Annotated in this window: 27 protein-coding genes and 1 other RNA gene; 12 read left to right on the top strand and 16 right to left on the bottom strand. The window is 69.7% G+C overall.

The window, feature by feature from the left end; genetic code table 11:
• Nucleotides 1-5 precede the first annotated feature (5 nt).
• Genes kdpC through HNR14_RS16955 form a run of 3 tightly spaced genes read left to right on the top strand, consistent with a single transcriptional unit; the run spans nt 6 to nt 3,795 of the window.
• Nucleotides 6-614 carry a potassium-transporting ATPase subunit KdpC gene (kdpC, locus tag HNR14_RS16965; protein WP_179701953.1) on the top strand — a complete coding sequence of 203 codons (609 nt, stop codon included), beginning with the start codon at nt 6-8 and terminating at the stop codon, nt 612-614.
• Nucleotides 615-616: 2 nt separating this feature from the next.
• Nucleotides 617-3,106: a DUF4118 domain-containing protein gene (locus HNR14_RS16960; RefSeq protein WP_179701952.1), complete on the top strand. Its 2,490-nt coding sequence runs from the start codon at nt 617-619 to the stop codon at nt 3,104-3,106.
• Nucleotides 3,103-3,795, top strand: coding sequence for a response regulator (locus tag HNR14_RS16955; protein WP_179701951.1), 693 nt, complete (start codon nt 3,103-3,105; stop codon nt 3,793-3,795). The genes HNR14_RS16960 and HNR14_RS16955 overlap by 4 nt, the downstream gene beginning before the upstream one ends.
• Here HNR14_RS16955 and HNR14_RS16950 read toward each other — a convergent pair.
• The 5 genes from HNR14_RS16950 to HNR14_RS16930 all read right to left on the bottom strand — a co-directional run bounded on the left by HNR14_RS16950 (nt 3,768) and on the right by HNR14_RS16930 (nt 8,317).
• Nucleotides 3,768-4,097, bottom strand: a complete 330-nt coding sequence (locus tag HNR14_RS16950) for a hypothetical protein (protein ID WP_021764785.1) — start codon at nt 4,095-4,097, stop codon at nt 3,768-3,770. The genes HNR14_RS16955 and HNR14_RS16950 overlap by 28 nt on opposite strands.
• A 36-nt stretch (nt 4,098-4,133) precedes the next feature.
• An RNA gene (gene rnpB, locus HNR14_RS16945) (RNase P RNA component class A) lies at nt 4,134-4,503 on the bottom strand.
• Between the two features lie 51 nt (nt 4,504-4,554).
• Nucleotides 4,555-5,289, bottom strand: coding sequence for a CT398-like coiled coil hairpin domain-containing protein (locus HNR14_RS16940; RefSeq protein WP_179701950.1), 735 nt, complete (start codon nt 5,287-5,289; stop codon nt 4,555-4,557).
• A gap of 40 nt (nt 5,290-5,329) precedes the next feature.
• Nucleotides 5,330-6,148: a Nif3-like dinuclear metal center hexameric protein gene (locus tag HNR14_RS16935; RefSeq protein WP_179701949.1), complete on the bottom strand. Its 819-nt coding sequence runs from the start codon at nt 6,146-6,148 to the stop codon at nt 5,330-5,332.
• Nucleotides 6,149-6,166: 18 nt separating this feature from the next.
• On the bottom strand, nt 6,167-8,317 hold the full coding sequence (locus tag HNR14_RS16930) for a cytosine permease (RefSeq protein WP_179701948.1): 2,151 nt from the start codon (nt 8,315-8,317) through the stop codon (nt 6,167-6,169).
• A gap of 66 nt (nt 8,318-8,383) precedes the next feature.
• Here HNR14_RS16930 and HNR14_RS16925 point away from each other — a divergent pair, with 66 nt between their 5' ends.
• Both HNR14_RS16925 and HNR14_RS16920 read left to right on the top strand, forming a co-directional pair.
• On the top strand, nt 8,384-9,193 hold the full coding sequence (locus HNR14_RS16925; protein ID WP_179701947.1) for a thymidylate synthase: 810 nt from the start codon (nt 8,384-8,386) through the stop codon (nt 9,191-9,193).
• Between the two features lie 7 nt (nt 9,194-9,200).
• Entirely contained in the window at nt 9,201-9,683 is a 483-nt protein-coding gene (locus HNR14_RS16920; protein WP_179701946.1) for a dihydrofolate reductase, read from the top strand.
• On the opposite strand, the gene HNR14_RS16915 is transcribed toward HNR14_RS16920, so the two are convergent.
• The gene (locus HNR14_RS16915) at nt 9,676-10,320 is read right to left on the bottom strand and encodes a DUF1345 domain-containing protein (protein WP_039922333.1); all 645 of its coding nucleotides are present in this window, start codon (nt 10,318-10,320) and stop codon (nt 9,676-9,678) included. The two genes, HNR14_RS16920 and HNR14_RS16915, sit on opposite strands and share 8 nt — an antisense overlap.
• Before the next feature lie 61 nt (nt 10,321-10,381).
• Here HNR14_RS16915 and HNR14_RS16910 point away from each other — a divergent pair, with 61 nt between their 5' ends.
• Both HNR14_RS16910 and HNR14_RS16905 read left to right on the top strand, forming a co-directional pair.
• Entirely contained in the window at nt 10,382-11,668 is a 1,287-nt protein-coding gene (locus HNR14_RS16910) for an aspartate aminotransferase type Ic (RefSeq protein WP_343064522.1), read from the top strand.
• 7 nt (nt 11,669-11,675) lie between these two features.
• Entirely contained in the window at nt 11,676-12,206 is a 531-nt protein-coding gene (locus HNR14_RS16905; RefSeq protein ID WP_343064521.1) for a GNAT family N-acetyltransferase, read from the top strand.
• Nucleotides 12,207-12,222: 16 nt separating this feature from the next.
• Here HNR14_RS16905 and dhaM read toward each other — a convergent pair whose 3' ends face one another.
• Genes dhaM through trpD form a run of 4 tightly spaced genes read right to left on the bottom strand, consistent with a single transcriptional unit; the run spans nt 12,223 to nt 15,683 of the window.
• On the bottom strand, nt 12,223-12,945 hold the full coding sequence (gene dhaM / locus HNR14_RS16900) for a dihydroxyacetone kinase phosphoryl donor subunit DhaM (protein WP_179701944.1): 723 nt from the start codon (nt 12,943-12,945) through the stop codon (nt 12,223-12,225).
• The gene (gene dhaL, locus HNR14_RS16895; protein ID WP_179701943.1) at nt 12,942-13,574 is read right to left on the bottom strand and encodes a dihydroxyacetone kinase subunit DhaL; all 633 of its coding nucleotides are present in this window, start codon (nt 13,572-13,574) and stop codon (nt 12,942-12,944) included. The genes dhaM and dhaL overlap by 4 nt, the downstream gene beginning before the upstream one ends.
• 34 nt (nt 13,575-13,608) lie before the next feature.
• On the bottom strand, nt 13,609-14,610 hold the full coding sequence (dhaK, locus tag HNR14_RS16890; protein ID WP_179701942.1) for a dihydroxyacetone kinase subunit DhaK: 1,002 nt from the start codon (nt 14,608-14,610) through the stop codon (nt 13,609-13,611).
• 23 nt (nt 14,611-14,633) lie between these two features.
• Nucleotides 14,634-15,683, bottom strand: a complete 1,050-nt coding sequence (gene trpD, locus HNR14_RS16885; RefSeq protein WP_021757628.1) for an anthranilate phosphoribosyltransferase — start codon at nt 15,681-15,683, stop codon at nt 14,634-14,636.
• A gap of 141 nt (nt 15,684-15,824) precedes the next feature.
• On the opposite strand from trpD, the gene ctaE reads away from it, so the two are divergent.
• From ctaE to HNR14_RS16860, 5 genes are all read left to right on the top strand, one after another.
• The gene (ctaE, locus tag HNR14_RS16880) at nt 15,825-16,460 is read left to right on the top strand and encodes an aa3-type cytochrome oxidase subunit III (protein ID WP_039920954.1); all 636 of its coding nucleotides are present in this window, start codon (nt 15,825-15,827) and stop codon (nt 16,458-16,460) included.
• 26 nt (nt 16,461-16,486) lie between these two features.
• Nucleotides 16,487-17,323 carry a cytochrome bc1 complex diheme cytochrome c subunit gene (qcrC, locus tag HNR14_RS16875; protein WP_179701941.1) on the top strand — a complete coding sequence of 279 codons (837 nt, stop codon included), beginning with the start codon at nt 16,487-16,489 and terminating at the stop codon, nt 17,321-17,323.
• 38 nt (nt 17,324-17,361) lie between these two features.
• Nucleotides 17,362-18,435, top strand: a complete 1,074-nt coding sequence (gene qcrA / locus HNR14_RS16870) for a cytochrome bc1 complex Rieske iron-sulfur subunit (protein ID WP_179701940.1) — start codon at nt 17,362-17,364, stop codon at nt 18,433-18,435.
• On the top strand, nt 18,432-20,048 hold the full coding sequence (gene qcrB, locus HNR14_RS16865; RefSeq protein ID WP_179701939.1) for a cytochrome bc1 complex cytochrome b subunit: 1,617 nt from the start codon (nt 18,432-18,434) through the stop codon (nt 20,046-20,048). Before qcrA ends, qcrB begins: the two co-directional genes overlap by 4 nt.
• Before the next feature lie 87 nt (nt 20,049-20,135).
• Complete coding sequence (locus HNR14_RS16860) at nt 20,136-20,975, top strand: methyltransferase domain-containing protein (RefSeq protein ID WP_179701938.1); 840 nt, start codon at nt 20,136-20,138, stop codon at nt 20,973-20,975.
• Here HNR14_RS16860 and HNR14_RS16855 read toward each other — a convergent pair.
• From HNR14_RS16855 to erpA, 6 genes are all read right to left on the bottom strand, one after another.
• Nucleotides 20,944-21,585 carry an HAD family hydrolase gene (locus HNR14_RS16855; protein WP_179701937.1) on the bottom strand — a complete coding sequence of 214 codons (642 nt, stop codon included), beginning with the start codon at nt 21,583-21,585 and terminating at the stop codon, nt 20,944-20,946. The two genes, HNR14_RS16860 and HNR14_RS16855, sit on opposite strands and share 32 nt — an antisense overlap.
• A gap of 51 nt (nt 21,586-21,636) precedes the next feature.
• Nucleotides 21,637-23,037: a DUF1254 domain-containing protein gene (locus HNR14_RS16850; RefSeq protein ID WP_179701936.1), complete on the bottom strand. Its 1,401-nt coding sequence runs from the start codon at nt 23,035-23,037 to the stop codon at nt 21,637-21,639.
• A 158-nt stretch (nt 23,038-23,195) separates the two neighbouring features.
• Nucleotides 23,196-23,618: a cytochrome c oxidase subunit 4 gene (locus HNR14_RS16845; protein ID WP_021757620.1), complete on the bottom strand. Its 423-nt coding sequence runs from the start codon at nt 23,616-23,618 to the stop codon at nt 23,196-23,198.
• A 3-nt stretch (nt 23,619-23,621) separates the two neighbouring features.
• Complete coding sequence (gene ctaD / locus HNR14_RS16840; RefSeq protein ID WP_179701935.1) at nt 23,622-25,370, bottom strand: aa3-type cytochrome oxidase subunit I; 1,749 nt, start codon at nt 25,368-25,370, stop codon at nt 23,622-23,624.
• Between the two features lie 9 nt (nt 25,371-25,379).
• Nucleotides 25,380-26,267 (bottom strand): aa3-type cytochrome oxidase subunit II, encoded by an 888-nt coding sequence (gene ctaC / locus HNR14_RS16835; protein ID WP_021757618.1) that lies wholly within the window; start codon nt 26,265-26,267, stop codon nt 25,380-25,382.
• Nucleotides 26,268-26,412: 145 nt separating this feature from the next.
• A complete protein-coding gene (gene erpA / locus HNR14_RS16830; RefSeq protein ID WP_021757617.1) occupies nt 26,413-26,769 on the bottom strand; it encodes an iron-sulfur cluster insertion protein ErpA in 357 nt (118 codons plus the stop codon).
• Between the last annotated feature and the right edge of the window lie 22 nt (nt 26,770-26,791).

The raw sequence follows: 26,791 nt of genomic DNA, 5'->3' as shown, positions 1-26,791 counted from the left end.
CGACAATGAACCGCCTCCGCGGCGCCTGGCGCCAGTACTGGGTCGCCCTGCGCGCGATGATCGTCCTGACGGTCGCGCTCGGCATCGGCTACACCCTCGTCGTCACCGGGGTCGGGCAGCTCGCGCTCCCGGCCCAGGCGAACGGCTCCCTCATCTCGGTGGACGGGAAGCCCGTCGGCTCGGCCCTCATCGGGCAGAGCTTCACCGACAAGGACGGCGCGGCTCTGCCGCAGTGGTTCCAGTCCCGGCCGTCCGCGGCCGGCGACGGGTACGACGGCGCCGCCTCCTCCGGCAGCAACCTGGCCGCCTCCAACCCCGACCAGCAGAAGGCCGTGAAGGAGCGCACCGAGGCGATCGAGGAGGCGGACGGCGTGAGCGCCGGCAGCATCCCGAGCGACGCGGTCACCGCCTCCGGATCCGGTCTCGACCCGCACATCTCGCCCGCCTACGCGCTGCTCCAGGTCGATCGCGTCGCCGCGGCGCGCGGCCTCTCGGCCGACAGCGTGCGGAAGCTGGTCGAGTCTAGGATTCAGGGACGGGACCTCGGCTATCTCGGGGATCCGACCGTGAACGTGCTCCAGCTCAACCTGGCCCTTTCGGAGATGGACAAGTAGACATGCCACGTGGCCGCCTGCGGGTGATGCTCGGAGCAGCACCGGGCGTCGGCAAGACGTACGCGATGCTCGAAGAGGGCAAGCGGCTGCAGGCGCTCGGCAAAGATGTGGTGGTCGCGGTCGTGGAGACCCACGGCCGCGCCGCCACCGCCGCGATGCTCGACGGTCTGGAGGTCGTCCCCCGGCTGACCGTCGAGCATCGCGGCGTGCAGCTGACCGAGCTGGACCTGGAGGCCGTGCTCGCCCGCGCTCCGCAGGTCGCCCTGGTGGACGAGCTCGCGCACACCGACGCCCCCGGCACCGCCCACGCGAAGCGGTGGGAGGACGTCGACGCGATGCTCGACGCGGGCATCGACGTGATGTCGACGGTCAACATCCAGCACATCGAGTCGCTGAACGACGTGGTCGAGCAGATCACGGGCGTGCAGCAGCGCGAGACCATCCCGGACGCCGTGCTGCGCCGCGCCGACGTGATCGAGGTCGTCGACCTCGCCCCGCAGGCGCTCCGCGACCGGCTCACCGAGGGCAATGTCTACCCCTCCTCGCGGATCGACGCCGCCCTCTCCAACTACTTCCGGCTCGGCAACCTCACCGCGCTGCGCGAGCTCGCCCTGCTGTGGCTGGCCGACGAGGTCGACAGTGCGCTGCAGAAGTACCGCGCCGAGCACGGCATCGCCGGCAAGTGGGAGGCCAGGGAGCGCGTCGTCGTCGCCCTCACCGGCGGCCCGGAGGGCGAGACGCTGCTGCGCCGCGGCGCCCGGATCGCCGCACGCTCGGCCGGCGGAGAGCTACTCGCCGTGCATGTGACGAGCGAGGACGGCCTGCGCACGGGCGCCCCCGGCACCCTCGCCGCGCAGCGCGCGCTCGTGGAGCAGCTCGGCGGCAGCTATCACCAGGTCGTGGGCAGCGACATCCCGCGCGCCCTCGTCGAGTTCGCCCGCGGGGAGAACGCGACCCAGCTCGTGATCGGCGTCTCCCGCCGCAGCCGGCTCGCCGCGCTGCTCACCGGGCCGGGCATCGGCTCCACGGTGATCCGCGAGTCCGGCGACATCGACGTGCACATCGTGTCCCACTCGCGCGCGGGCGGCCGGTTCTCCCTGCCGCGACCCCGCGGCGGCCTCACCGTGCGGCGCCGCGTGCTCGGCTTCGCGCTCGCACTCGTCGGGGGCCCCCTCCTGACCCTCCTGCTCACGAGCGTCCGCTCAGGGGAGTCCATGACGGCGGACGTGCTGAGCTACCAGCTGCTCGTGGTCGTCGTCGCGCTCGTCGGCGGGATCTGGCCGGCACTGTTCGCCGCCCTGCTCTCCGGCATCACCCTCGACTACTTCTTCGTCGACCCGCTGTACACGATCACCATCAACGAGCCGCTGCACCTGCTCGCCCTCGTGCTCTACGTCGTGATCGCCGCCCTCGTGAGTGTGGTCGTCGACCAGGCCGCTCGGCGCACCCGCACGGCCCAGCGCGCCGCGGCCGAGGCGGAGCTGCTGGCCACGATCGCCGGCGGCGTCATCCGCGGCCAGGACGCCCTCCAGGCCCTCGTCACGCGCACGCGCGAGGCATTCGGACTCACCGGTGTGCGCCTCCTGGACGGCGGCGAGGTGGTCTCGACCGACGGCGAGCCCGCCGACTCCGACCACACGCAACGACTCCCCGTCGGAACGCGCGGAACGCTGGAGCTCTCCGGACGCGACCTGGAAGCGAGCGACCGGCGGCTGCTCGGCGCTATCGTCGCCCAGCTCGACGCCGCGCTCGAGCACCGCGACCTCTCCGCCACCGCCTCCGAACTCGGGCCACTCGCCGAGGCTGATCGTGTCCGCAGCGCCCTGCTCGCGGCGGTCGGCCACGATCTGCGGCGCCCCCTCGCCGCGGCGACGGCCGCCGTCACGACTCTACGTCAGGCCGACCTGGCGCTGAGCGAGGAGGACAGGGAGGATCTGCTCGAGACTGCGGAGGACAGCCTGGCCGGACTCGCCGCGCTGGTGACCAACCTGCTCGACGTCAGCCGTGTCGAGGCAGGCGTCCTGGGCGTCTCGATCGCGCCGACGGAGCTCGACGACGTCATCTCCCCCGCGCTCGACGAGCTGGGCGCCGGACCGGCGGACGTCGAGCTCGACATCGCTCCCGACCTCCCCCTGCTCGCCGCCGACGGTGTGCTCCTGCAGCGCGTCGTGGTGAACCTCCTGGGCAACGCGCTGCGCTACAGCCCCGCCGGCCAGCGGCCGGTGCTCGCGGCGAGCGAGTTCGGCGGCACGGTGCAGGTGCGCGTCATCGACCGCGGCCCGGGTATCCCGGGCGAGCGCAGGGAGGCCGTCTTCCTGCCGTTCCAGCGTCTCGGCGACACCGATAACGACACCGGCATCGGCCTCGGTCTCGCCCTGTCGAAGGGGTTCGTGGAGGGCATGGGCGGCACGCTCGACGCCGAGGACACGCCGGGCGGCGGCCTGACGATGGTGGTGTCGCTCCCCGCAGCGACGGAAGGAACCGACACGTGAAGATCCTGATCGCCGACGACGACCGGCAGATCCTGCGCGCCCTCCGCATCCTGCTGACCGCCCGGGGCTACGAGGTGCTCACCGCGAGCACCGGGGCCGAGGCGCTGTCGGAGGCCGTGGAGCACCACCCCGATCTCGTCATGCTGGACCTCGGGATGCCGGAGCTGAACGGCATCGAGGTGATCGAAGGCCTGCGCGGCTGGTCGACGGTCCCGATCCTCGTCGTCTCGGGCCGCACCGGCTCGGCGGACAAGGTCGACGCGCTCGACGCGGGGGCCGACGACTACGTGACCAAGCCGTTCGCCGCCGACGAGCTCCTCGCCCGCATCCGCGCCCTCACCCGTCGGCAGACCGGCGGGACCGACGAACCCGTCGTGACCTTCGGGGGCGTGAGCGTCGATCTGGCGGCCCACCAGGTCACCCGCGCCACCGCGGAGGGGCCGGAGCACGTGCGCCTGACCCCGACCGAGTGGGCGATCCTGGAGGTGCTGCTGCGCAATCCACGCCGGCTCGTCACCCGGCAGGCGCTGCTCACCCAGGTCTGGGGACCGCAGTACACGAGCGACACCGGCTACCTGCGGCTGTACCTCGCGCAGCTGCGCAAGAAGCTCGAACCGGAGCCGTCGCGCCCGCGCTACCTGCTCACCGAGCCCGGGATGGGCTACCGGTTCTCCCCCGACGAGGACTGAGCCAGCTCCCCCAGGGCGCCGAGCGCCCGCCCGGCGAGAAGCGTGATGACCAGCGCGAGCCCGATCGCGACGGCCGTGGCGGCCATCCAGTAGCCGAGGGACACCGTCGACACCCGGAAGACGTCGTCGACCGTGTCCGCGAACACCGTGTGGCCGAGCGACCAGTACATCGGCTCGGGGATGATCGACGGGCACACCAGGAGGATGGCGAGGCACGACACGTAGCCGACGACCACGAGCACGAGCACCCAGACGGCGAGCGCACCGGCACGCGGGACGATCCGGGCGGAACGCTCCTCCATGCTGTGCTCCCCCTCGACCGGTGACTCCGTGTGCAGGGAATGGGCCGACTAGTACGCCGGGTTCTGTCACGACACCGGAGTGTCGCGGACGGCCATCTCTCTCGGGGCGACGTTGCCGCCGCCCTCCAGCGGTCTACCCGGGGACTCGGCGAGCAGCCTCATCGTCCCCTGTCTGACCTTGCTCCGGGCGAGGTTTACCGAGCCGACCGGGTCACCCCGGCCGCTGGTGGTCTCTTACACCACCGTTTCACCCTGACCACCGGCCGAAGCCGGTGGCGGTCTGCTTTCTGTTGCACTGTCTCGCGGGTTACCCCGGGTGGGTGTTACCCACCACCCTGCTCTGTGGAGCCCGGACGTTCCTCGGCGGTCGGCTCTCGCGGACCGACGCGACCGTCTTGCCGACCCATTCCGCGGTCAACGATAGCGCAGGGCGTCTGTGCGGCGGATCAGAGTCGGCTCAGAGCCCGGACTCCTCGTTGCGGACCAGGATGGCGCTGCTGTCGGGGCACAGCACGACGTCGTCGGGTGCGGCCCGGCGGATCTCGGCGAGGTCGGAGCCGGTCAGCTTCACGTTGGACCCCATCGAGACGCCTCGCACCAGGAGCGCGGCGCCGAGGCCGTAGCGGGCGCGCTGGCGCTCGTAGAGGGCGACGAGGTCTTCGGGGAGGGCCGAGGCGATCGTGTGACGGTCGGCCGCGAGGGCCGAGCGCTGCACCGCGAGCTTCTCGACCTCGGCGTCCCGGGCCGCCTCGAGCGCCTCGGCGCGGGCGGTGAGCTCGGCGCGCTCGGCGTCGACAGCGGCGAGCGCTTTCTCGAGCTCGTCGACGCGCTCCATGACCGTCAGCTCGATCTCCTCGAGGTCGCCCTGGCGCTTGGCCAGCGAGGCGAGCTCGGCTTCGAGCGCCTGGACATCCTTCACCGATGCGGTCTGCTGCACCCGGTCGGTGTCGCGCTTGGTGCGCGCCTCGACCACCGCGACGTCGGACTCGACGCGCTTCAGCTCGGTGCGGGCATCCTCCAGCTCTCCGGTGGCGGCGATCCAGCGCGCGCGGAGGGACTCGATCTCGGGCTGCAGTGCGGCCAGCTCCTTCACCTGCGGCAGCGTGGTGACGGCGTGGTCGAGCTGCGCGAGGCGGGTGTCGGCGGACTGCAGACGCAGCAGTTCGTTCTGGTCGGCGGGGCTGGCTTTCACGTGTGGTGCTCCATCTTCGTGGGTGACGGTTTCTCCAGGGCTACTGGAGGATGGCGAAGTCCCAGGGATCGGTGCGCAGCTCGCTCACCGCGACCTCCACTCCGGGAAGGGCGGCGCGCAGCTGGCCGGCGGCGGTGTCGAGCCAGAGCCACTCGCTGGCCCAGTGCGAGACGTCGAGCAGGGCGGGACCGCCGCCGAGGATCGCCTGCTCCCGCGCCTCGGAGGCCGGGTGGTGGCGCAGGTCTGCGGTGATGTAGACGTCGGCCGAGCGGACGGGGTCCGACCCGAGCAGCGAATCCCCCGCTCCCCCGCAGAGCGCGACGCGGGAGACGGGCTGGTGGTAGTCGCCGGCGGCGCGCACTCCCCCGGCGGTCGGCGGGAGGAGGTCGGCGAGGGCACGCGCGAGGGCGCCGAGCGTGGTCGGTTCGGGAAGCGTCCCCACCCGGCCGATGCCGGTGACGCCGTCCGCGGCGGGCGAGATCGGTGTCGTGCCGGTGAGGCCGAGGCGGGCTGCGAGGACGGCGCTGGTGCCGTCCTCGACCACGTCGGCGTTGGTGTGGGCCGCGATGAGGGCGCAGCCTCCCCGGATCAGGCGGGCGAGCAGTGCGCCCTTGTAGCGGTCCTCGGCGACGCTCGTGACCCCGCGCAGAAGGAGGGGATGGTGCGCGAGCAGCAGGTCGGCGCCGGTGCCGACGGCCTCGTCGACCGTGGCCGCGACGACGTCGACGGCCAGCAGGATGCGCTCGACCGGAGCGGCCGGATCGCCGGACAGCAGGCCGGGCGCGTCCCAGCCCTCGGCGCCGGAGAGCGGCCAGAGCCTCTCGACGGTCTCGCGGACGGAACGGAGGGTGTGCTGCACGGGATAGAGCCTACGGGATCAGGCCGCGCCCTGCTCCTGGCGTCGCACCGCGCGGGAGCCCGCGACGAGCGGCGTGAGCAGCCCGAGCGCCAGCGCGACGATCACGCCGATGTTGCTGGCGCCGATGCCCGCCTGCGGGTCGATCCCGAGGAGCCGGAACAGGTACCCCTCCCAGGCCAGCCACGGCAGGTCGGAGCTCACGAGACCGAGCCCGATGACCGACGCGGCGACCAGCATCCCGAGGTTCAGCCAGCGCCAGTCCGGGTAGACGCCGCCGGAGACCAGCAGCGACGGCTGATGGAAGCGGCGCACCCGCAGCATGGTCTCCGCGCCGAAGAGACCGGTCCACGCCGCGACCGGGACCGAGAGCGCGGTCGGCACTCCTCGCACCACGCTGTCGAGATCCGTCACGGTCAGCGCCAGCACGATCCCGGCGAGCGCGATCGGACCGCCGGCGGCGACGGTGCTCCAGCGCCGGCCGAGCCGGACCCCGAGCGCGTCGAGCGTGAACCCGGCGGAGTACATGGTGAGCACGAGGGCCGAGATGAGGCTGAGCCCGACCGCGAGGAGCAGCGGCACCGGATACCAGCCCGGCAGTCCGAGACGGACGAAGCCGGCCACGGGATCGCTCGCGAGCTGCTCGGCGAGTCCGGGGTGCGACGCGGCGAGGAGTCCGCCGTACGACACCAGGACGAACGGCGGGACGGCCGCGCCGAAGGTCGCCCAGAGCATCGCCGCTCCGCCGGACGAGCCCGGCCGCTGGTAGCGGGCGACCTCCGCGCTGCTCATCGCCCAGGCGAGCCCGAGGTAGCTGAAAACGAGCACTGCTCCGGTCACCACGTGCGTCCAGAGGGCGTCCGGGACGGCGAGCGCGCGGGCCAGGTCGACGTGCCGCCAGGTCGCCGCGAGCAGGACGGCGATGAGCAGAGCGGACGCGACCGTCAGCACGAGCTGCACCCGGGCGACGAGCGAGTAGCCGTAGAAGGCGATGACACCGGCGACCAGGATCGCCACGATCAGGGCGACCGCGGTGGGGGTGGCGCGCCCCTGCGCCCAGCCACCGGACACGGCGAGCGACCCCGCGGCCGACCCGGCGAGCCAGAGCAGCACCGCACCCCAGAACAGCTTCGTGACGAGGGCGAGCACCGTGGGGATCACGTTGCCGCGCACCCCGAACGTCGCACGGGAGACCACCATCGTCGGCTGGCCGCTCCACTTGCCCGCGAGAGTGCCGAGCCCGAGCGGGAGGAACGACAGCGCCACACCCACCAGCGTCGCCACGAGCAGCTGCCGCAGGCTGAGGCCGAGCGTGAACAGCGTCGCGCCGACCCCGAGCGAGATGAGAGATGACGTGCCCGCGAACCAGAGCCAGAACATCCGCGCCGCCCGGCCGACCCGCCGATCGATCGGGGTCGGCTCGAGGTCCGCCTCCTCCGGTTCGAACAGCGGGGCGGCGACCGGCTCGGTGCCGAGCAGCACGGTCTCGTCGACGGCGACGCGCGGCGACGACCGCGGGGTGGGAGCCGTCCCGTGCACATCATCCGCGTCATCGTAGAGGTCCGTGTCGATGTGGTCGCGCGGAGCGCTGATCGGACCGAGGTCGTGCGTGACGACGGGACCGGTCCCCGGGAGCGGGGGAAGCACCGGGGCCATCGCGATCACGGGGACGAGGGGAGGCTCGGGCTCGGCCGGGGACGCACGGGGCGCGGTCGGCGGCTCCTCCGTGATGAGCGGCACGGGCTGCGAGTCCCGCGGTGCGAGCTCGGGCACGACGTACGACAGCGGCTCCGCGCGGGTGGGGGCAGGGGCGACGGGGAGAGGTTCGGGGGCGGGCGGCTGCGTCACGGGCGGCTGGGTCGCAGGCGGCTGCGGCTCGGGAGGCTGCGGTGCGGCCGCTCCCACCCAGGCGCTGAACGTTGGCTGCGGCCCCTCCACCTGCCGTCGCACCGGCAGGTCCTCGAAGCTGATCGCCTGGGTCGGAGGCCCGACCCACTCCTCCTCCTCCGGCTGCGATTCCGGCTCGGGCGACGGCTCCGACTCTGGCTCCGGCGCCGGCTCCGGAGTCACCGAGACCACGGGGATGGCCATCGTGATGCGCGCCACCTCCTCCTCGAGGGCGGTGGCGAGCTCGTCGTCGCTGTGTCGCTCGCCGCCGGGGCCGGTCTCCATGTCGAAAGACTACGACTCGCGCCCCGCGGGAGTCAGGGGTGACCGAACGGAAGTACCATCGACTCGATGAGCGAGACGATCCCGACCCCGTACGAAGACCTGCTGCGCGACGTCCTCGCGAACGGCAGCCGCAAGTCGGACCGCACCGGGACGGGCACGCGCAGCGTGTTCGGCCGGCAGCTGCGCTTCGACCTCGCTGACGGCTTCCCCCTCATCACGACGAAGCGCGTGCATTTCAAGTCGATCGCGTACGAACTGCTCTGGTTCCTCCGCGGCGAGAGCAACGTCGGCTGGCTGCGCGAGAACGGCGTGACGATCTGGGACGAGTGGGCCGACGAGCGCGGCGAGCTCGGACCGGTCTACGGCGTGCAGTGGCGCTCCTGGCCGGCGCCGGACGGCTCGCACATCGACCAGATCCAGCAGGTGGTCGACACGCTCCGCAGCGACCCGGACTCCCGCCGCATCATCGTCTCGGCCTGGAACGTCGCCGACATCCCGAGCATGGCTCTCGCGCCGTGCCACGCCTTCTTCCAGTTCTACGTCGCCGACGGCAGGCTCTCCTGCCAGCTCTACCAGCGCAGCGCAGACATGTTCCTCGGCGTCCCCTTCAACATCGCGAGCTACGCGCTGCTGACCCTGATGGTCGCCCAGCAGGTCGGCCTCGAGCCGGGCGAGTTCGTCTGGACCGGCGGCGACTGCCACATCTACGACAACCACGTCGAGCAGGTGGAGGAGCAGCTCTCGCGCGACCCGTATCCCGCGCCCGCCCTGCGCTTCGATCGCACCCCCGAGAGCATCTTCGACTACCGCTTCGAGGACTTCGTCGTCGAGGGCTACCAGCACCACCCGGCCATCCGCGCCGCCGTGGCCGTCTGACCCCGGCATGGCACTCGCACTCATCTGGGCGGAGGCCCACGACCGGGTGATCGGCGCCGACGGCGGCATCCCGTGGCACCTCTCCGAGGACATGCGCCACTTCCGCGAACTCACTGCGGGATCGCCGGTCGTCATGGGGCGGCGCACGTGGGACTCGCTGCCGGAGCGGTTCCGCCCGCTCCCCGGGCGCACGAACATCGTGGTGACCCGGCAGCCGGATTGGTCGGCGCCCGGCGCGGAGACCGCCCACGGCATCGAGGAGGCCCTCGCCCTCGCGAGGGGCGCCGAGACGGTCTGGGTGATGGGCGGCGCGCAGCTCTACACCGCGGCGCTCCCCCTCGCTGACCGGGTCGAGGTCACCGAGGTCGACCTCGACGTGCCCGGCGACACCCGCGCGCCCGAGCTGGGCGAGGGGTGGACGGCGGAGCCGGGCGACTGGCTCGAGTCGGCCTCCGGCCTGCGTTACCGGTTCACGACCTACCTCAGGTGAGGCCGGCGACCAGGTTCACCGTCGTCGCGAGGATGACCGAGCCGAACAGATAGGACAGCAGCGTGTGCCGGAGGATCGCCATCCGGATGTACGAGCTGCTGATGTTCGTGTCGGAGACCTGGAACGTCATGCCGAGCGTGAACGCCAAGTAGGCGAAGTCGCTGTACCGGGGCGGCTCCTTCTGGTTGAAGTCGATCCCGCCGTCCTTGCGGTAGTACATGCGGGCGTAGCGCAGCGTGTAGACGGTGTGGACGAGGGCCCAGGAGAGCCCGACGCTCAGCACGGCGAGAAGCGCCACGAGCAGCTGCGGTGCCCCCTTCAGCTGCCGGGCGTCCACGACGATGTAGACGACCGCCACGACGGAGGCGACCGAGGCCGCGAGCAGGATCCAGTCGCTGACGCGCCGTCCCGGGTCCTCCAGGGTCGCGTGGCTGCGCGTCTGCTCGCCGTCGAGCCGCCAGACCTTCGCCCAGACCCACACGATATAGACGATGCACGCGCCCGCCCAGCCCGCGATCACGGCGTAATGCCACGCGTCGAGCAGGCCGACGACGAGGCCGGTCACCACGCCCACGCCGAGGGCCACGAACATCCTCGGGCGCGACAGGGCGCGTCCCTTCTGCACTTCGTCGGTCACACTCAGGATGTTCGCACACGCTGTCGCCGCGTCGCCCCGCCCGCGCCGCTACGATCGGAACGTGACTCCTGCGACTCCTCTCACCGACCTGGACACCGAGGCGCTGCGCGCCGCGCACGCCGAGTTCTCGCGTGCGTACGACGAGCTGAAGGCCTCCGGCCTCGCCCTCGATCTCACGCGCGGCAAGCCCTCGGCCGAGCAGCTGGATCTCTCGAACGACCTGCTGCACCTCCCCGACGGCGAGTACCGGGATGCCGCGGGCACCGACCTCCGCAACTACGGCGGTCCGAACGGGCTCCACGAGCTCCGCGCGATCTTCTCCGACGCCCTCCGCGTCCCCGTGCCCCAGCTGCTCGCGCTCGGCAACGCCAGCCTGACGATCATGCACGACGTCATCGTGCAGGCCCTGCTGTACGGCGTGCCCGGCGGCGAGCTCCCCTGGGCGGGACAGTCCATCAGCTTCCTCGCCCCGGTCCCGGGGTACGACCGCCACTTCACGATCTGCGAGCGCTTCGGCATCCGCCTCATCCCCGTGCCGATGAACGACGACGGCCCCGACCTCGAGACCGTCGCGTCCCTCCTCGCCACCGACGACAGCATCAAGGGCATGTGGTGCGTCCCGGTGTACTCCAACCCCACCGGCGCCGTGTACAGCGAAGAGGTCGTACGCGCCCTGGTGTCGCTGCCGGCTGCCCCCGACTTCCGCTTGATCTGGGACAACGCCTACGCGGTGCACCACCTGACGGACGAGCGGCCGGAGCCGATCGACGTGCTCGCCCTCGCGGCCGAGGCGGGCAACCCCGATCGTCCGCTGGTCTTCGCCTCCACCTCGAAGGTCACCTTCCCCGGCGCGGGCGTCGCCTTCGTCGGCGGGTCCGAGGCGAACATCGCCTGGCTGCAGCGCAACCTCGGCGCGCAGAGCATCGGCCCCGACAAGATCAACCAGCTGCGCCACGCGACGTTCCTGGGCGACGCCGACGGCCTCGCCGCGCACATGGAGAAGCACCGCGCGATCATCGCCCCGAAATTCGACGTCGTCGAGGAGACGTTCCGCTCTCGGCTCGCGCCGTGGGGCGGCGGCACCTGGAGCGCTCCGAAGGGCGGCTACTTCGTCAGCCTCGACGTGCTCGACGGCACCGCCGCGCGCGCCGTGCAGCTGGCGAAGGAGGCCGGGATCGGCGTCACCCCCGCCGGGGCGACGTTCCCGTACGGCGAGGACCCGCGCGACGCCAACATCCGCATCGCCCCGACCTTCCCGCCGATCGACGAGCTGCGGACCGCGCTCGACGGACTCTGCACCGCGATCCTCCTCGCCGAGGCCGAAGCACTCCTGGCCGAGCGGGGCTGACCAAGCCGTGACCGCTGCGAGCGCGTCCGGCGGCGAGCGGGCGGACTGGACGGTCCGCCCGAGCGTCGAGGACGACTGGCCGGCGTACCGCGCCCTCCGGCTCGAGATGCTGGAGGACGCGCCGCTGGCGTTCCTCGAGACCCTTGACACCGCGCACAGGCACCCCGAGGAGCATTGGCGGCGGCGCACCGCCGGTACCTCGACGTCCACGCAGCTGTTCGCAGCGGTCGCTCCGGACGGCCGCTGGCTGGGGAGCATGGGCGGCCACCAGGCGCCGGGGACCCGCGACCCGTACCTCGTGGGCGTCTACGTCACCCCGCGATACCGCGGACGGGAGGCCGGGGTGACAGACGCGCTCCTCGACGCGGTGATCGACTGGGCTCAGGGACGCGGGGAACGGTTGCTCCTCGACGTGCACGAGCACAATCCGGCGGCCATCCGCTACTACGAGCGACGCGGGTTCGTCTTCACCGGTCGCACCCAGCCGTATCCGCTCGACCGCACGACGCTGGAGCGGGAGATGTCGCTCCCGCTCTAGCGTCGTGCGGCTGCGCTCAGACCTCGCCGAACCCGGTCTCGACCAGCGCCACCAGGGCGTCGACCGCCTCCGAGCCCGCCGGATCCTCGGTGGAGATCCGGGCGGTCGATCCGGCCGTCAGGCCGAGCGACATCACCCCGAGCAGGCTCTTCGCGTCCTTCCCGTTGACCGTGACCTTCACCGGGAAGGTGTTGGCCAGCTTGACGAAGTCGGCCGCGGGCCGTGCGTGCAGCCCCTGCGGGTTGCGCACGAGCACCTCGCGTTCGTAGGGACCGCCCTCGCCGGAGGACTCTGCCGGAGCGGCAGCAGGGACGCCGGCCGGAGCCGCATCCCCCTTCTCCCCCACCGGCCACGCCGTGCGGGCGCTCTCGGCCGCCTCGGCGACCGCGGCCAGGTCGGCCCCGGTCTCCGCGGCGACGGAGGCCGCGATCCCGCCCTCGACGTACGGCACGTCGACCACGCGCACGCGGGTGCGCTCGTCGTCGGAGAGCATGTCGAGGACGGTCTCCGCGGTCAACAGCGCCGAGCCGAGGTCGCTGATGACCACGACCCCCGCTCCGGAGTCCGCTTCACCCACACCCGCCATCACCTTGGCGAAACTCGTCCCGATGCCGTCGTCGTCGGTCCCGCCGGCCGCGATCAGCCGCACCGACGGCGCCATCTGCCCGGCGAGGGCGACGGCGCCGTCGGCGAGGAGGACGCTGTGCGAGACGAAGACGATGCCGACGCGCTCCGTCATCCCGCCGCCTCCGCCGCGGCGCGCAACAGCAGCGCCGTCGACTGGGAGCCGGGATCACGGTGCCCGGCGGAGCGCTCACCGAGATAGCTGGCACGACCCTTGCGGGCGACGAGCGGCTCGGTGGCCGCCGCCCCCTGCTCGGCCGCGTCTGCCGCGGCAGCGAGGATCTCCGCCGGCGAGGCCCCGGACGCCTCGGCCGCGGCCGCCGCGTCGACCGCAGGGGTCCACGCGTCGACCATGGTCTTGTCGCCCGGCTCCGCCTTGCCCCGGGACACGATCCCGTCGCGGGCCGCCGTCAGCAGTGCCACCAGGGTGGCCCCGTCGATCTCCGTCCGATCGCCGACCGGCTCGGCCGCCTTGAGGAACGCCGTCCCGTAGAGCGGTCCCGACGCACCTCCCACGGTCGAGATCAGGGTCATCGCGACCGAGCGCAGCGCGGCGTTCGGCGTCGCGTCATCAGGGAGCTTTCCCAGCGCGTCGACGGACGCGCGGAGCCCGCGGTCCATGTTCTCACCGTGGTCGCCGTCGCCGATCTCCCGGTCGAGGGTGTTCAGCTCCTGCTTGTGCTCCCCGATGGCCGCGGCCCCGGCCGTCAGCCAGGCCGAGACCCAGTTCGTGTCCAGCGCCATCTGCGCCTCCTCCTCGTGTCGTGTCGTCGTGTGGCTAGAGTCCCCAGCGGAGCGCGGCCGTGTGCACGGGCGCGTCCCAGAGGGAGGTGAGCTCGTCGTCCAGCTTGAGCACCGAGATCGACGCACCCTGCATCTCGAGCGAGGTGACGTAGCTGCCGACCAGGGAGCGGGACAGGGTGATCCCCTTCTCGTCGAGGATCTCGGCCGCGCGGCGGAACAGGATGTACAGCTCCGACAGCGGCGTGCCGCCCATCCCGTTGACGAACAGGAGCACCTGGTCGCCCGACGAGAACGGCAGGTCGGTGAGGATCGCGTCCATCATCCGGTCCACCAGGCGGTCGGCCGGCTCGATCTTGATCCGCTCGCGGCCGGGCTCGCCGTGGATGCCGACGCCGAACTCGATCTCGTCCTCCGGGAGTACGAAGCCGGGCTCGCCGGCGTGGGGCACCGTCCCGTCGGTCAGCGCCAGTCCGATCGACCGCACGTTCGCGTTGACGCGCTCGGCGATCGCGGTGACGCCGTCGAGGTCGTCGCCGCGATCGGCCGCCGCACCCGCGATCTTCTCGACCAGCACGGTGCCGGCGACGCCGCGCCGCCCGGCGGTGTAGAGGGAGTCCAGCACCGCGACGTCGTCGTTGGTGACCACGGCGCGCACCTGGATGCCCTCGGCGCCCGCCAGATCGGCCGCCGTCTCGAAGTTCAAGACGTCGCCGGTGTAGTTCTTGACGATGTGCAGCACCCCGGCTCCGCCGTCCGCGGCCTTGGTGGCCTCGACGATGGGCATCGGGGTCGGCGAGGTGAAGACCTCGCCGGGCACGGCCGCGTCGAGCATTCCCTTTCCGACGAAACCGGCGTGGAGGGGCTCGTGGCCGCTGCCGCCGCCGCTGATCAGGCCGACCTTGCCCCGCACGGGGCCGTCGGCCCGCGAGACGAAACGAGGATCGTCCGACACCGTCACGATGTCGGCGTGAGCTCGGCCGAACCCCGCGAGGGACTCCGCCACGACGTCGGGTACGTCGTTGATGAGCTTCTTCATCGAAACCCTTCCTTCCACTGCTGTCAGTGCGTCGCCGCCACCCATTCGTCGAGCTTCGCGGCCGCAGCCCCGGAGTCGATGGCCTGAGCGGCGACCGCCATTTGCGAACGGAACCGATCCAGGATGGAGTCCTGGACCCTCGACGGGTCGGACGCGAGCTCGTAGGACACGAGCCCGGCCGCCGCGTTGAGCAACACGATGTCGCGCACGGGGCCCTCTTCGCCCGCCAGCACGGCACGCACGACCGCCGCGTTGTACGCGGCGTCCTTCCCGAGCAGGTCCTCGATCTTCGCGCGGGGGATGCCCAGATCGCGCGGATCGATGTCGTGCTCGGTGACGAGGCCCCGCGAGACCTCCCAGACGTGGCTGTGACCGGTGGTCGACAGCTCGTCCAGTCCGTCGTCGCCGCGGAAGACCAGCGCGGTCGCGCCGCGGGTCTGGAACACGCCGACGATGAGCGGGATGCGGTCGAGCGTCGCCACGCCCACCGCCGACGCCTCGGGACGCGCCGGGTTGCACAGCGGGCCGAGGTAGTTGAAGACGGTCGGCACGCCGAGCTGCGACCGCACGGGACCGGCGTTGGCGAAGCCGGGGTGGAAGGCGCTGGCGAAGGCGAACGTGATGCCCGTCTTGTTCAAGACCTCTGCGACACGCTCGGCCGGCAGCGCGAGATCGATGCCGAGGGCCGCGAGGACGTCGGACGAACCGGACGAGGAGCTGGCCGCCTTGTTGCCGTGCTTGATCACCGGCACGCCGGCGGCCGCAGCGACGATGGAGGCCGTCGTGGAGACGTTCACGGTGCCGAACCGGTCGCCGCCGGTGCCCACGATGTCCAGCGCCATGGGGTCGACGGGCAGCGGGACGGCGTGGTCGAGGATCGCGTCGCGGAAGCCCACGATCTCGTCGACGGTCTCGCCCTTGACCCGCAGGGCGATGAGGAATCCGGCGAGCTGGGCGTCCGTCGACTGCCCGGTCATCACCTGGTCCATCGCCCACGCGGCGTCCGCCACGCTGAGGTCCTCCCCGGCGAGCAGGGAGGTGAGCACGGACGACCAGGACTGTGATTCCGTCATGAAACGATCCTATTGCGAGGCGGCGGACCGCGGGGAGCCACCCCTTTCGGACCCCGACTAAGGGTGGCCTAACCACTCTGGGGGCGAATTCAGACCCTCCAGGTGAGAAAACCACGGCTTCTTTTCAGCCATAATGGGTACGTGACGAGCACCTCAATTTCCCCTGCACCGAGTGCGCCGGCGATCAACCGGCCCAACGTCGTGGCCGTCGGCACCATCGTCTGGCTCGGCTCGGAGGTGATGTTCTTCGCGGGACTGTTCGCGATCTACTTCACCCTCAAGTCGACCTCGCCGGACCTCTGGGCAGCCGAGACGGCGCACCTGAACATCCCGTACGCGGCGACGAACACGACCATCCTCGTGCTCAGCTCCGTCACGTGCCAGTTCGGGGTGTTCGCAGCAGAGCGGCTGCAGGCGCACCGCACGGGGAGCCTGTTCCAGTTCTGGAAGTGGGGCCTCGTCGAGTGGTTCCTGCTCTCCTACGTGCTCGGCGCGATCTTCGTCTCGGGTCAGATCCTCGAGTACGCCACGCTCGTCACCGAGGGAATCTCCATCCACTCGAACGCCTACGGCTCGGCGTTCTACCTCACCACCGGCTTCCACGGACTCCACGTGACCGGCGGCCTCATCGCCTTCCTCCTCGTCATCGGCCGCGCGTTCGCGGTCAAGCACTTCGGCCACAAGGAGGCGACGAGCGCCATCGTCGTCTCGTACTACTGGCACTTCGTCGACGTCGTGTGGATCGGACTGTTCGCGGTCATCTACATCATCCGTTAGTAGAAATCAGGAGCTGACCTCACCCCATGCGTCCCCGACACTCCGGAACTGCACAGAACCGCAGCAAGGCGAAGCCCGTCCGTAAGACAGGTCGCCGTCACCCCTTGGCCACCGTCGCGCTCCTCGCGATCGGGCTGGGCCTCACCGGCGGCGCCTACGCTGCTTTCACCACCACGACCGCCTCGGCCGAGACGACCCCCGCGGTCGCCTCCCAGGCCACGGTCGACGAGGGCCAGAAGCTCTTCCAGGCCAACTGCGCCACCTGCCACGGCATGTCGGCACAGGGCACCGACGAGGCGCCCAGCCTGATCGGCGTCGGCTCCGCCGCCGTCGACTTCCAGGTCGGCACCGGCCGCATGCCCATGCAGATGCAGGGCCCGCAGGCGCAGGAGAAGCCGGTCCAGTTCACCGACGAGCAGGTGTCGGCCCTGGCCGACTACGTGGCGTCGCTGGCCCCCGGCCCCTCGATCCCCGAGCAGAAGTACCTCGACGGCAAGGGCGACGCCGCCAACGGCGCGGAGCTCTTCCGCATCAACTGCGCGATGTGCCACAACGTGGCCGGCGCCGGTGGCGCGCTCACCGAGGGCAAGTACGCCCCGCCGCTGACGGGTGTGAGCGCCAAGCACATCTACGAGGCCATGGTCACGGGCCCGCAGAACATGCCGGTGTTCAACGACCTGAACATCGACCCGCAGGGCAAGGCCGACATCATCACGTACCTCATGTACATCCAGGAGCACCCGTCCCCGGGCGGCTTCGAGCTCGGCTCGCTCGGCCCGGTGGCCGAGGGCCTGTTCCTCTGGATCTTCGGTCTCGGCGCAGTCGTCGCACTGACCGTCTGGATCACGGCGAAGTCCAACTAGCCGGTACTGAGCGTAGAGAAAGCGTAAGAAGGAGAACCATGGCACAGGACGAGAACGGCGGTCACGAGCTGACGCCAGCCAGTTCGTCAGATGTCGACGTGCACCGCGCAGGCGACGCCGGGACGGCCATCGTCGTCCGCGACGCGCCCGAGAACCCCGGCTTCCCGCCGCACCGGCCGCGCGTCACCGACCTCGACCCCAAGAAGGAACGGCGCGCCGAGCGCACCGTCTACACGCTGTTCTACCTGTCGATCGCCGGCAGCGTCTGGGCGGTCGCCGCGTACATGGCGTTCCCGATCCACGACAGCGACCCGGGCTCGGTCCGCCTGAACAACCTGTTCATCGGCGTCGGCATCACGCTCGCCCTCCTCGCCATCGGCATCGGGGCTGTCCACTGGGGCAAGGCGCTCATGCACGAGAAGGAGGGCGTCGACCTCCGCCACCCCGTGCACGGCAGCGAGGCCACCACCGAGCGGGCCGTGGAGATCTTCCGCCAGGCCGACGAGGAGTCCGGCTTCAACCGCCGCACGCTCGTCCGGAACAGCCTCATCGGCGCCCTCATCGCCTTCCCGCTCCCCGCGGTCGTCCTGTTCCGCGGTCTCGCGCCGCAGGACCTGGACCCGGTCGAGGAGCTCTCCCAGACGATGTGGGCCAAGGGCGTCCGCCTCACCCGCGACCCGTCCGGCACGCCGATCAAGGCCGCCGACGTGACCCTGGGCAGCGCGTTCCACGTCATCCCGGAGGGCCTCAACGAGGCCGAGGACATGCTCGAGCAGAAGGCCAAGGCCGCCGTGCTCCTCATGCGCCTCAAGCCGGAGGACCTGCACGTCTCGAAGGGTCGCGAGACCTGGAACTACGACGGCATCGTCGCCTACTCCAAGATCTGCACGCACGTCGGGTGCCCGGTGGCACTCTACGAGCAGCAGACCCACCACCTGCTCTGCCCGTGCCACCAGTCGCAGTTCGACATCACGCACGAGGCCGAGGTCATCTTCGGACCGGCCAAGCGCCCGCTGCCGCAGCTTCCGATCACCGTTGACGCCGATGGCTACCTGGTCGCCCGTAGCGACTTCCACGAGCCCGTCGGCCCGAGCTTCTGGGAGCGCCATTGAGTACCACGACCGCCGCACCCGCGGCACCTGCCCCGGTCAAAAAGGGCGGCTTCACGGCAGCGGCCGCGAACTACATCGAGGACCGCACCAGCATCTCCGGCGCCGTCAAAGAGTTCGGCCGCAAGATCTTCCCCGACCACTGGTCGTTCCTGCTCGGTGAGGTCGCGCTCTACAGCTTCATCGTCATCCTGCTCTCCGGCACGTTCCTGACGTTCTTCTTCCAGGCGTCGATGGCCGAGGTCGTGTACCACGGCTCGTATGTGCCCCTGAAGGGCATCCACATGTCCGCGGCGATGGAGTCCACGCTCAACATCTCGTTCGAGGTGCGCGGCGGTCTGCTCGTCCGTCAGATCCACCACTGGGCGGCGCTGCTGTTCGTGGCGGCCATCGGCCTCCACATGCTCCGCATCTTCTTCACCGGCGCGTTCCGCAAGCCGCGTGAGCTGAACTGGGTCATCGGATTCGTCCTCTTCATCCTCGCGATGGCCGAGGGCTTCACGGGCTACTCCCTCCCGGACGACCTGCTCTCGGGCAACGGCCTCCGCATCATCGACGGCCTGATCAAGGGCCTGCCGGTGGTCGGCACCTGGATCTCGTTCCTGCTGTTCGGCGGAGAGTTCCCGGGCACCGCGATCGTCGGTCGCCTCTACACGTTGCACATCCTGCTGTTGCCGGCGATGGTGCTCGCGTTCATCGCGCTGCACCTGATGTTCGTGGTCATCCACAAGCACACGCAGTACGCGGCTCCGGGTCGCACGCAGGGCAACGTGGTCGGCTACCCGGTCCTCCCGGTCTACGCGGCCAAGGCCGGCGGCTTCTTCTTCATCGTGTTCGGTGTGATCGCGGCCATGGCCTCGTTCTTCACCATCAACCCGATCTGGAACTACGGACCGTACGACCCCTCACCGGTCTCGGCGGGTACCCAGCCGGACTGGTACATCGGCTTCGCGGACGGCGCCCTGCGTCTCGTCCCGCCGGGCTGGGAGTTCGTCTGGCTGGACCGCACCTGGTCGTTCAACATCATCATCCCGGTCGCGATCCTCGGTCTCTTCATCGTCACCGTGCTGATCTACCCCTTCATCGAGGCGTGGGTCACCGGCGACAAGCGCGAGCACCACATCCTCGACCGGCCGCGCAACGCCGCGACCCGCACCGCCGTCGGCGCTGCCGGCGTCACGTTCTACGCCGTGTTCTGGGCCGCTGCGAGCTCGGACCTCATCGCGACGCACTTCAAGCTGACGATGGAGGGCGTGATCCACTCGCTCCAGGCGCTCCTGTTCCTGGGCCCGCTGATCGCCTACGTCCTCACGAAGCGCGTCTGCATCGCCCTGCAGAAGAAGGATCGCTCCATCGCCCTGCACGGCTATGAGACCGGCCGTATCGTGAAGCTCCCGGGTGGCGAGTTCATCGAGGTGCACGAGCAGCTCAGCGACTACGAGCGCTGGCGTCTGGTGAGCTTCGAGGCCTACGAGCCCCTGATGATCCGCCCGAACAAGCAGGGCAAGATCACCATGGGCAACCGGATGCGCGCGAGCCTCTCGCGCTGGTTCTTCGAGGACCGCATCGTGCCGCCGACCAAGGGCGAGCTCGAGTCGGGCCACGACCACCACTGATCCGAGCCTTTCAGAAAGCGCCGGCGCGTCTCACGTGCCGGCGCTTTCGCGTATCCACCCCTTGACCGTCAGTCCGCGGAGGATGGCATGACCGATCTCGAACGTCTCTCCTCGTGGCTGCGTTGCCCGGTGTGCGGCGCCGACCTCTCCCCCGTCGATCGGCTGGTGCTCGGCTGCACGTCGGGACATCGCCACGACGTCAACAAGCGCGGCTACATCAGCCTGCTCGGCGGATCCAAGCACGTCGGTGACAACGCGGCCATGCTCGACGCGCGTGACGCCGTGCTCGAGAGCGGACTCTACGCACCGATCGCGGTCGCTGTGGCCGCCGCGGTCCCTGCCGACGCCTCCCGCGTCCTGGACGCTGGTGCCGGCACCGGACACTACCTCCGTGCGGTCCTCACGGCGCACCCGGACGCCGTCGGGCTCGCGATGGACCTCTCCCCCGCCGCCGTGGGCCGGGCGTCCCGCTCCTCCGACCGCATCGACGGGCTCGTCGCCGACACGTGGCGCCCCCTCCCGGTCCGCGACGCCGTGTGCGACGCTGTGCTCGACATCTTCGCGCCACGCAACCTGCCCGAGTTCGCTCGCGTGCTGCGTCCCGGCGGTTCACTCATTGTCGTAGTGCCCCGGGGCGAACACCTCCGCTCGCTGCGTGCCGCGACCTCGATGCTCGACGTCCCCGCCGACAAGGCGGACGACGCCATCGCCGCCGCAGAGCCCCTGTACGCCCTCCTGACGCGCGAACACGTCTCGGAGCCCCTCCCGGTCGGCGAGGCCATCCGGAACGCTCTGATCGGCATGGGGCCGTCAGCGCATCACGTCGCCGCCGGAACCGGCGCAGGTGCCGATCCTCTCCCCACGGAGACACGCCTCGACGTCGACGTGCTGCATTTCAGCGTCCGAGACGGCGGCCGCTCGCTCTGATCGACTCGGAGCCGTGCAGGGCCACGTCCACGCCGGCCTGCCTGAGGTGTCCACGAAGGTCGTCGACGCCCGCAAAGAGGTGCGTTCGTATCGAGAGGCTGTCAGCGCCCTCGAGTTTCGACGCGGAGTCATCGGTGAAGAACACGTCCTCGGCCCCGACAGCGAGCGCGTCGAGGACGTGGCGGAAGGCGCGGACATCGGGCTTCACGAACCCGATCTCGGCTGAGTTGAAGAAGGCATCGAAGAGGTCGCCGATACCCATCGCGGCGATCTCGGCGCGGATGGTGTCGGTGCCGTTGGTGAGCACGGCCGTCCTCAGCCCGAGGCTGCGAAGTTCGTCGGAGAGCTCCAGAACAGTCTCGTCGACGACGGTCGGTTGCCGGCCCCACTCCGCTACCGCCGCCGCACTGCCAACCGTGTCGCCGACCTGGCACAGCCACTCGGCTCGGCTGATTCGACCCGTGGTGACGTCGTCGATCAGCGGCTTCGCGAAAGCGATGCTCTCGAGCGTCCCCGCTGCGAGCCCATGCCGTTCCTCGATGTCAACGGCGTGGGCGGGATCGAAGTGCCGAATGACGCCGTCCAGGTCGAAGAGCACTACGCGGATCATCCAACGATCCTCCCCCAGCTGCCCGCGCCAGCAAAACGCTCGCCGCCCCGACTATCCGGCCGAGACGGTGCGGATGAAGTCCGGGAGCCGCCACGATCCGTCGAACGCTGCCGGTTCCGGGCCGTAGATGCGGAAGTAGACGAACCATCCGACGCTGGGCTTGGTCTTGATCCACCGGCTCGCGTCGCCTGGGTCGGTCGGTGGTTCGGGTGAGAAGTGGAGCCGCACCGAGTCTCCGGCGAGGTCCTGGAGCTCGTACATGGAGCGGAGGGCCGCGGCGTTCTGGTCGGTGAGGATCTCGCTGCGAGTCTCGGCGTCGTAGACGGTGATCGACCAGAACAGCGTCGCCGGCACTGGCAGCGGGACGTCGAGGACGTACGCGTTCTCTCCGTACAGATACTCGCCGTCGGCGTCGCGCAGTCCGAGCCAGTACAGCGACCCGGCGCCCGGAGCTCGCGCGAACATCGCAGGCGACTCCACCTGGGCCTGGTAGAACCACTTCTCGCGGGCGTAGAGGTCGGTGTAGTCCGGTGCGTCGAACCTCCCGTTGTCCGACTGCAGGACGGCCCACTCCCACTGGGTGCCCGTCCAGACCTGCTTCACCGGGCTGCGGTCGGCGAACGACTGGGCGAGCAGATGGGCATGCCCGATGACGGCGGACTTCTCGAGGATGCCCGTCAGCCGGCTGTCCGGCTGGAAGGGAAGGCCGCGCGCGATGCCGAGCTGCGCCAACTCTCCGTATTCGTAGCGGTAGGCGGGGTTCGGTGGTTCCTCGTTCAGAGTCTCGTGGAGCACTCGCCAGTAGTCGAGTCCGGTCTCCCAGCGCACCGGGGTGAAATCGGCGCCGTCCAGCAGGGTGAGATCGACCCAGGTGGTCTCCGGCCAATCGTCACGCGGCTCCAGCGGATACACCTTCACCGACTGCATCAGCCGGTCCGCGGCCTCCATGTCACCGCCGATCGGCATCGCCCGGATGAGCCCGAGAACCCGGTTGGTCGTCGACCGCGCCGAGTACATCCCGTCGGGGACCTCGCCGTCCCACCCGGGTGGGAGGACCACGTGCTTGCCTCCCGCCGCCCTCGCGGGGCCCGGGAGGCCGTAGTCCATGATCCACAGCTGGTTGAGATCGTTGAACGTCCCCATGATCGGTCCGGGCGGCACCTCGAGGACGATCGGGCCGTCCGAGAGATCGAGCGCGACCGCACCGTACGGGGTGTCCGAGTTCGGCGTGAAGACGAACTGCTTCGGCGTGCCCTTCAAGGCGGGAAACACTTCGTTGGGGACCACCCCGCCGTCCCGGTTGCCCCGCCACGTCGCTTCGAACGAGACGGTCGGATAGAAGAACCGATACGCGTGCAGCGCCCGCACCAGGTCGGCCTCATCGAACGCGAGAGCCGCGGCCTCCGCCGTCGGAAACCCGCCCCGGATCACGTACGCGGACTCGTCGAACATGCCTGATCCCCTCGCCGGGACCGCCACACCACCGTGGTGGTCGCTGGCGACAAGCTATCGCGCGAGACGCGTCCCGCCTAGCACCGGCCGCACAACGCGACAGGGCCGCCTCCCGGAGGAGGCGGCCCTGTCGTCGAGTGCTGCTGGGCGGGTGAGACTCAGCGGGCGAAGTACCCGCGGTAGTACTCGAACACCCAACCGACGATGCAGATGAGGCTGAACGCGACACCGATGAAGCAGATCCAGAAACCGACGGCCAGGCCGAGGATGACCAGAGCGGCACCGGTCGCGAGGGCGATCGGCCACCAGCTCCACGGGCTGAAGTGCCCGAGCTCCGGGTCGCCGTCGTCGATGTTCGCGTCGAGGCGGTCCTCCGGCAGTTCGCCGCCCTGCGAGGCGTGCGTACGGCCGATGTAGAACGCGATGAACGCAGCCAGGATGGCGCTCAGGACGAGCGCGACCGTCCCGACCCACTCCACCTTCTGGTGCATCGGGTCGAGCAGGCTCCACACGGTGTAGACCACCGCGGAGAGGATGAAGAAGGCCGAGAGGATCCAGAAGAGGATGGCATTGGCTCTCATGGGTTACTTCACCTCGTTGTTCGCGACGTCGAGCACGGGGGCATCCGGGGCGTCTTTCGCGCCTCCGACACCGATCGGGATGCCGGCCTCGGGGTGGTTCAGGTCGAACGCCGGCGACTCCGAACGGATGCGCGGGATCGACGTGAAGTTGTGGCGCGGCGGCGGGCAGCTGGTCGCCCACTCGAGCGAGCGGCTGTAGCCCCAGGGGTCGTTGACCGTGACCTTCGGCGCGTTGCGCGCCGTCAGGTACACGTTCACGAAGAACGGGATCATCGAGATCGCCAGGATGCCGGCACCGATCGACGAGAGCTGGTTCATCCAGGTGAAGCCGTCGCTCGGGAGGTACGTCGCGTACCGTCGCGGCATGCCAACGACACCGAGCCAGTGCTGCACGAGGAAGGTCGTGTGGAAGCCGATGAACAGCAGCCAGAAGTGCCACTTGCCCAGACGGTCGTTGAGCATCTTGCCCGTCCACTTCGGCCACCAGAAGTAGAACCCGGCGAACATCGCGAAGACGACGGTTCCGAAGACGACGTAGTGGAAGTGCGCCACGACGAAGTACGTGTCGGAGACGTGGAAGTCCAGCGGCGGCGACGCGAGGATGACGCCGGTCAGACCACCGAAGGTGAAGGTGATCAGGAAGCCGATCGACCACAGCATCGGCGACTCGAACGTCAGCGAGCCGCGCCACATGGTGCCGACCCAGTTGAAGATCTTCACGCCCGTCGGCACTGCGATGAGCATCGTCATCAGCGAGAACCACGGCAGCAGGACCGAGCCGGTCACGTACATGTGGTGCGCCCACACGGTGACGGAGAGGGCCGCGATCGCGATCGTCGCGTAGATGAGGGTCTTGTACCCGAAGATCGGCTTGCGGCTGAACACCGGGAAGATCTCCGACACGATGCCGAAGAACGGCAGCGCGATGATGTACACCTCGGGGTGGCCGAAGAACCAGAAGAGGTGCTGCCAGAGCAGGGCTCCGCCGTTCGCGGCATCATAGATGTGGGCGTCGAACACACGGTCGGCCGCCAGGGCGAACATCGCGGCGGCGAGCACCGGGAAGGCCATCAGGACGAGGATCGACGTCACCAGGGTGTTCCAGGTGAAGATCGGCATGCGGAACATGGTCATGCCCGGGGCGCGCATCGTGATGATGGTGGTGATGAAGTTCACCGCACCGAGGATCGTTCCGAAGCCCGAGAGGCCGAGTCCGAGCACCCAGAGATTACCGCCGATTCCTGGCGAGAACGTCGTGCTCGAGAGTGGCGCATACGCGAACCAGCCGAACGAGGCCGCACCCTGCGGGGTGAGGAAGCCGGCGACCGCGATGAGCGATCCGAACGAGTAGAACCAGTAGGCCAGCGCGTTCAGACGCGGGAACGCCACGTCGGGGGCGCCGATCTGCAGCGGCATGAGCACGTTGGCGAAGCCCGCGAAGAGCGGCGTCGCGAACATGAGCAGCATGATCGTGCCATGCATCGTGAAGAGCTGGTTGTACTGCTCCTTGGTGGCCACCACCTGCAGGCCCGGCTCGAAGAGCTGGGCTCGGATGATGAGCGCCATCACGCCGCCGATGAGGAAGTACACGAAGGACGAGATGAGGTACATGTACCCGATCGTCTTGTGGTCCGTCGACGTGATGTAGTTCACGAGGATGTTGCCCTTGCGCTCGATGCCGTTGGCATTGAGGATCAGGGGCTTCGGCGCGGGAGCGGTGGTCGCCCCAGGCGCCGGTGCTGTCGTCGTCATCGGTGTGTCCTACTCGTTGCCCTTGGGAGCGCCCGTTCCGGGCAGGTTCTGGTTGCGGTCGTACTCGGAACCGAGCTGACCCTCGTAGCCCTGGTCGCGCAGGCTCTGGATGTGCGAGTCGTACACGTCCTGGGGGACGATCTTCACGTTGAAGAGCATCGCGGAGTGGTACTCGCCGCAGAGCTCCGCGCACTTGCCGACGAACGTGCCGGTGCGGCCCGTCGTCTCGAAGTACATGTAGTTGGTCTTGCCGGGGATGACGTCCTTCTTGTAGAGCATCGCCGGCACCCAGAAGGAGTGGATCACGTCGCGCGAGTCGAGCTGGATCGTGATCTTCTTGTTCTCCGGGAGGTACAGGGTCGGGATCGACCCCTCCTGCACGGAGCCCGGGGTGGCGCTGGCGTCATCCGGCTGCACCTGGATGCCCGGGTCGTAGACGTTGTCGTCGACGTAGTTGAAGTCCCACGCCCACTGCTTGGCGTAGACCTGGATGGTGAGGTCCGGGTGGGCGTACGGCTTCTCGATCGCGTTCTGGTCGCGGGCGGTGAAGGCGAAGAAACCGAGCACCAGGATCAGCGGCACGATCGTGTAGAAGATCTCGATCGGCATGTTGTACCGGAGCTGGACCGGCAGACCGGTCTGACCCTTGCGGCGGCGGTAGACGATGACCGCCCAGACGATGAGACCCCAGACGATGACGCCGACGATCAGGAGCACGATCCAACTCGTCACCCACAGACCGCTGATGCGCTCCGTGTGGTTGGTGACGGGCTGCTCGCCCTCGACGAATCCCGGGAGGAATCCGTTCAGCTGTGCTTGCGTGCAACCCGCGAGAACGACGACGAGCGTCGCTGCGATCGGGATGGCAGCCCATCGGAGACGGCGATTGTGACGCACCGGTGACCTTTCGAGTGACTTCTGGGACAGTTCACATCCAAATGTATGTGGCTCTCCCTACCCTACTCCGCCGGACACCCTGATTCGAACACAATGGGCCGCCCACAAGGGGCGGCCCACGGTGTTTTTCTGTGCTATGCGAGGCTCAGTGGAACGAGTCTCCGCAGGCGCACGAACCCGTCGCGTTCGGGTTGTCGATGGTGAAACCCTGCTTCTGGATGGTGTCCTCGAAGTCGATCGCGGCGCCGTCCAGGTACGGGACGCTCATCTTGTCGACGATGACCTCGACGCCGTCGAAGTCGACCGTCGCGTCTCCGTCGAGCATCCGCTCGTCGAAGTACAGCTGGTAGATGAGACCCGAGCAGCCGCCGGGCTGGACGGCGACGCGCAGACGCAGGTCGTCACGGCCCTCCTGCTCGAGCAGGCTCTTGACCTTGCCTGCTGCGGCCTCGGTCAGGCCGACGCCATGGGCCTTCGGCGCGGTCAGGGTTGTGTCGGTCATGGAACTCCTCACACGGAAAAAA

Origin of the sequence: Leifsonia naganoensis, assembly GCF_013410615.1 — a bacterium.
Classification (GTDB): domain Bacteria; phylum Actinomycetota; class Actinomycetes; order Actinomycetales; family Microbacteriaceae; genus Leifsonia; species Leifsonia aquatica.
Note: the sequence above shows the minus strand (reverse complement) of the source record. Positions and strands in the feature narration are given on the sequence as shown.

What these genes read in the sequence shown, in the direction of transcription:
- ctaD (WP_179701935.1), bottom strand. Translation starts at nt 25,370, where the DNA reads ATGACGACGACAGCACCGGCGCCTGGGGCGACCACCGCTCCCGCGCCG.
- dhaL (WP_179701943.1), bottom strand. Translation starts at nt 13,574, where the DNA reads ATGGCGCTGGACACGAACTGGGTCTCGGCCTGGCTGACGGCCGGGGCC.
- HNR14_RS16860 (WP_179701938.1), top strand. Translation starts at nt 20,136, where the DNA reads ATGACCGATCTCGAACGTCTCTCCTCGTGGCTGCGTTGCCCGGTGTGC.
- qcrA (WP_179701940.1), top strand. Translation starts at nt 17,362, where the DNA reads ATGGCACAGGACGAGAACGGCGGTCACGAGCTGACGCCAGCCAGTTCG.
- qcrC (WP_179701941.1), top strand. Translation starts at nt 16,487, where the DNA reads ATGCGTCCCCGACACTCCGGAACTGCACAGAACCGCAGCAAGGCGAAG.
- HNR14_RS16855 (WP_179701937.1), bottom strand. Translation starts at nt 21,585, where the DNA reads ATGATCCGCGTAGTGCTCTTCGACCTGGACGGCGTCATTCGGCACTTC.
- erpA (WP_021757617.1), bottom strand. Translation starts at nt 26,769, where the DNA reads ATGACCGACACAACCCTGACCGCGCCGAAGGCCCATGGCGTCGGCCTG.
- HNR14_RS16925 (WP_179701947.1), top strand. Translation starts at nt 8,384, where the DNA reads ATGAGCGAGACGATCCCGACCCCGTACGAAGACCTGCTGCGCGACGTC.
- dhaM (WP_179701944.1), bottom strand. Translation starts at nt 12,945, where the DNA reads ATGACGGAGCGCGTCGGCATCGTCTTCGTCTCGCACAGCGTCCTCCTC.
- HNR14_RS16930 (WP_179701948.1), bottom strand. Translation starts at nt 8,317, where the DNA reads ATGGAGACCGGCCCCGGCGGCGAGCGACACAGCGACGACGAGCTCGCC.
- HNR14_RS16960 (WP_179701952.1), top strand. Translation starts at nt 617, where the DNA reads ATGCCACGTGGCCGCCTGCGGGTGATGCTCGGAGCAGCACCGGGCGTC.
- HNR14_RS16845 (WP_021757620.1), bottom strand. Translation starts at nt 23,618, where the DNA reads ATGAGAGCCAATGCCATCCTCTTCTGGATCCTCTCGGCCTTCTTCATC.
- HNR14_RS16850 (WP_179701936.1), bottom strand. Translation starts at nt 23,037, where the DNA reads ATGTTCGACGAGTCCGCGTACGTGATCCGGGGCGGGTTTCCGACGGCG.
- kdpC (WP_179701953.1), top strand. Translation starts at nt 6, where the DNA reads ATGAACCGCCTCCGCGGCGCCTGGCGCCAGTACTGGGTCGCCCTGCGC.
- HNR14_RS16950 (WP_021764785.1), bottom strand. Translation starts at nt 4,097, where the DNA reads ATGGAGGAGCGTTCCGCCCGGATCGTCCCGCGTGCCGGTGCGCTCGCC.
- trpD (WP_021757628.1), bottom strand. Translation starts at nt 15,683, where the DNA reads ATGACGGAATCACAGTCCTGGTCGTCCGTGCTCACCTCCCTGCTCGCC.
- HNR14_RS16920 (WP_179701946.1), top strand. Translation starts at nt 9,201, where the DNA reads ATGGCACTCGCACTCATCTGGGCGGAGGCCCACGACCGGGTGATCGGC.
- dhaK (WP_179701942.1), bottom strand. Translation starts at nt 14,610, where the DNA reads ATGAAGAAGCTCATCAACGACGTACCCGACGTCGTGGCGGAGTCCCTC.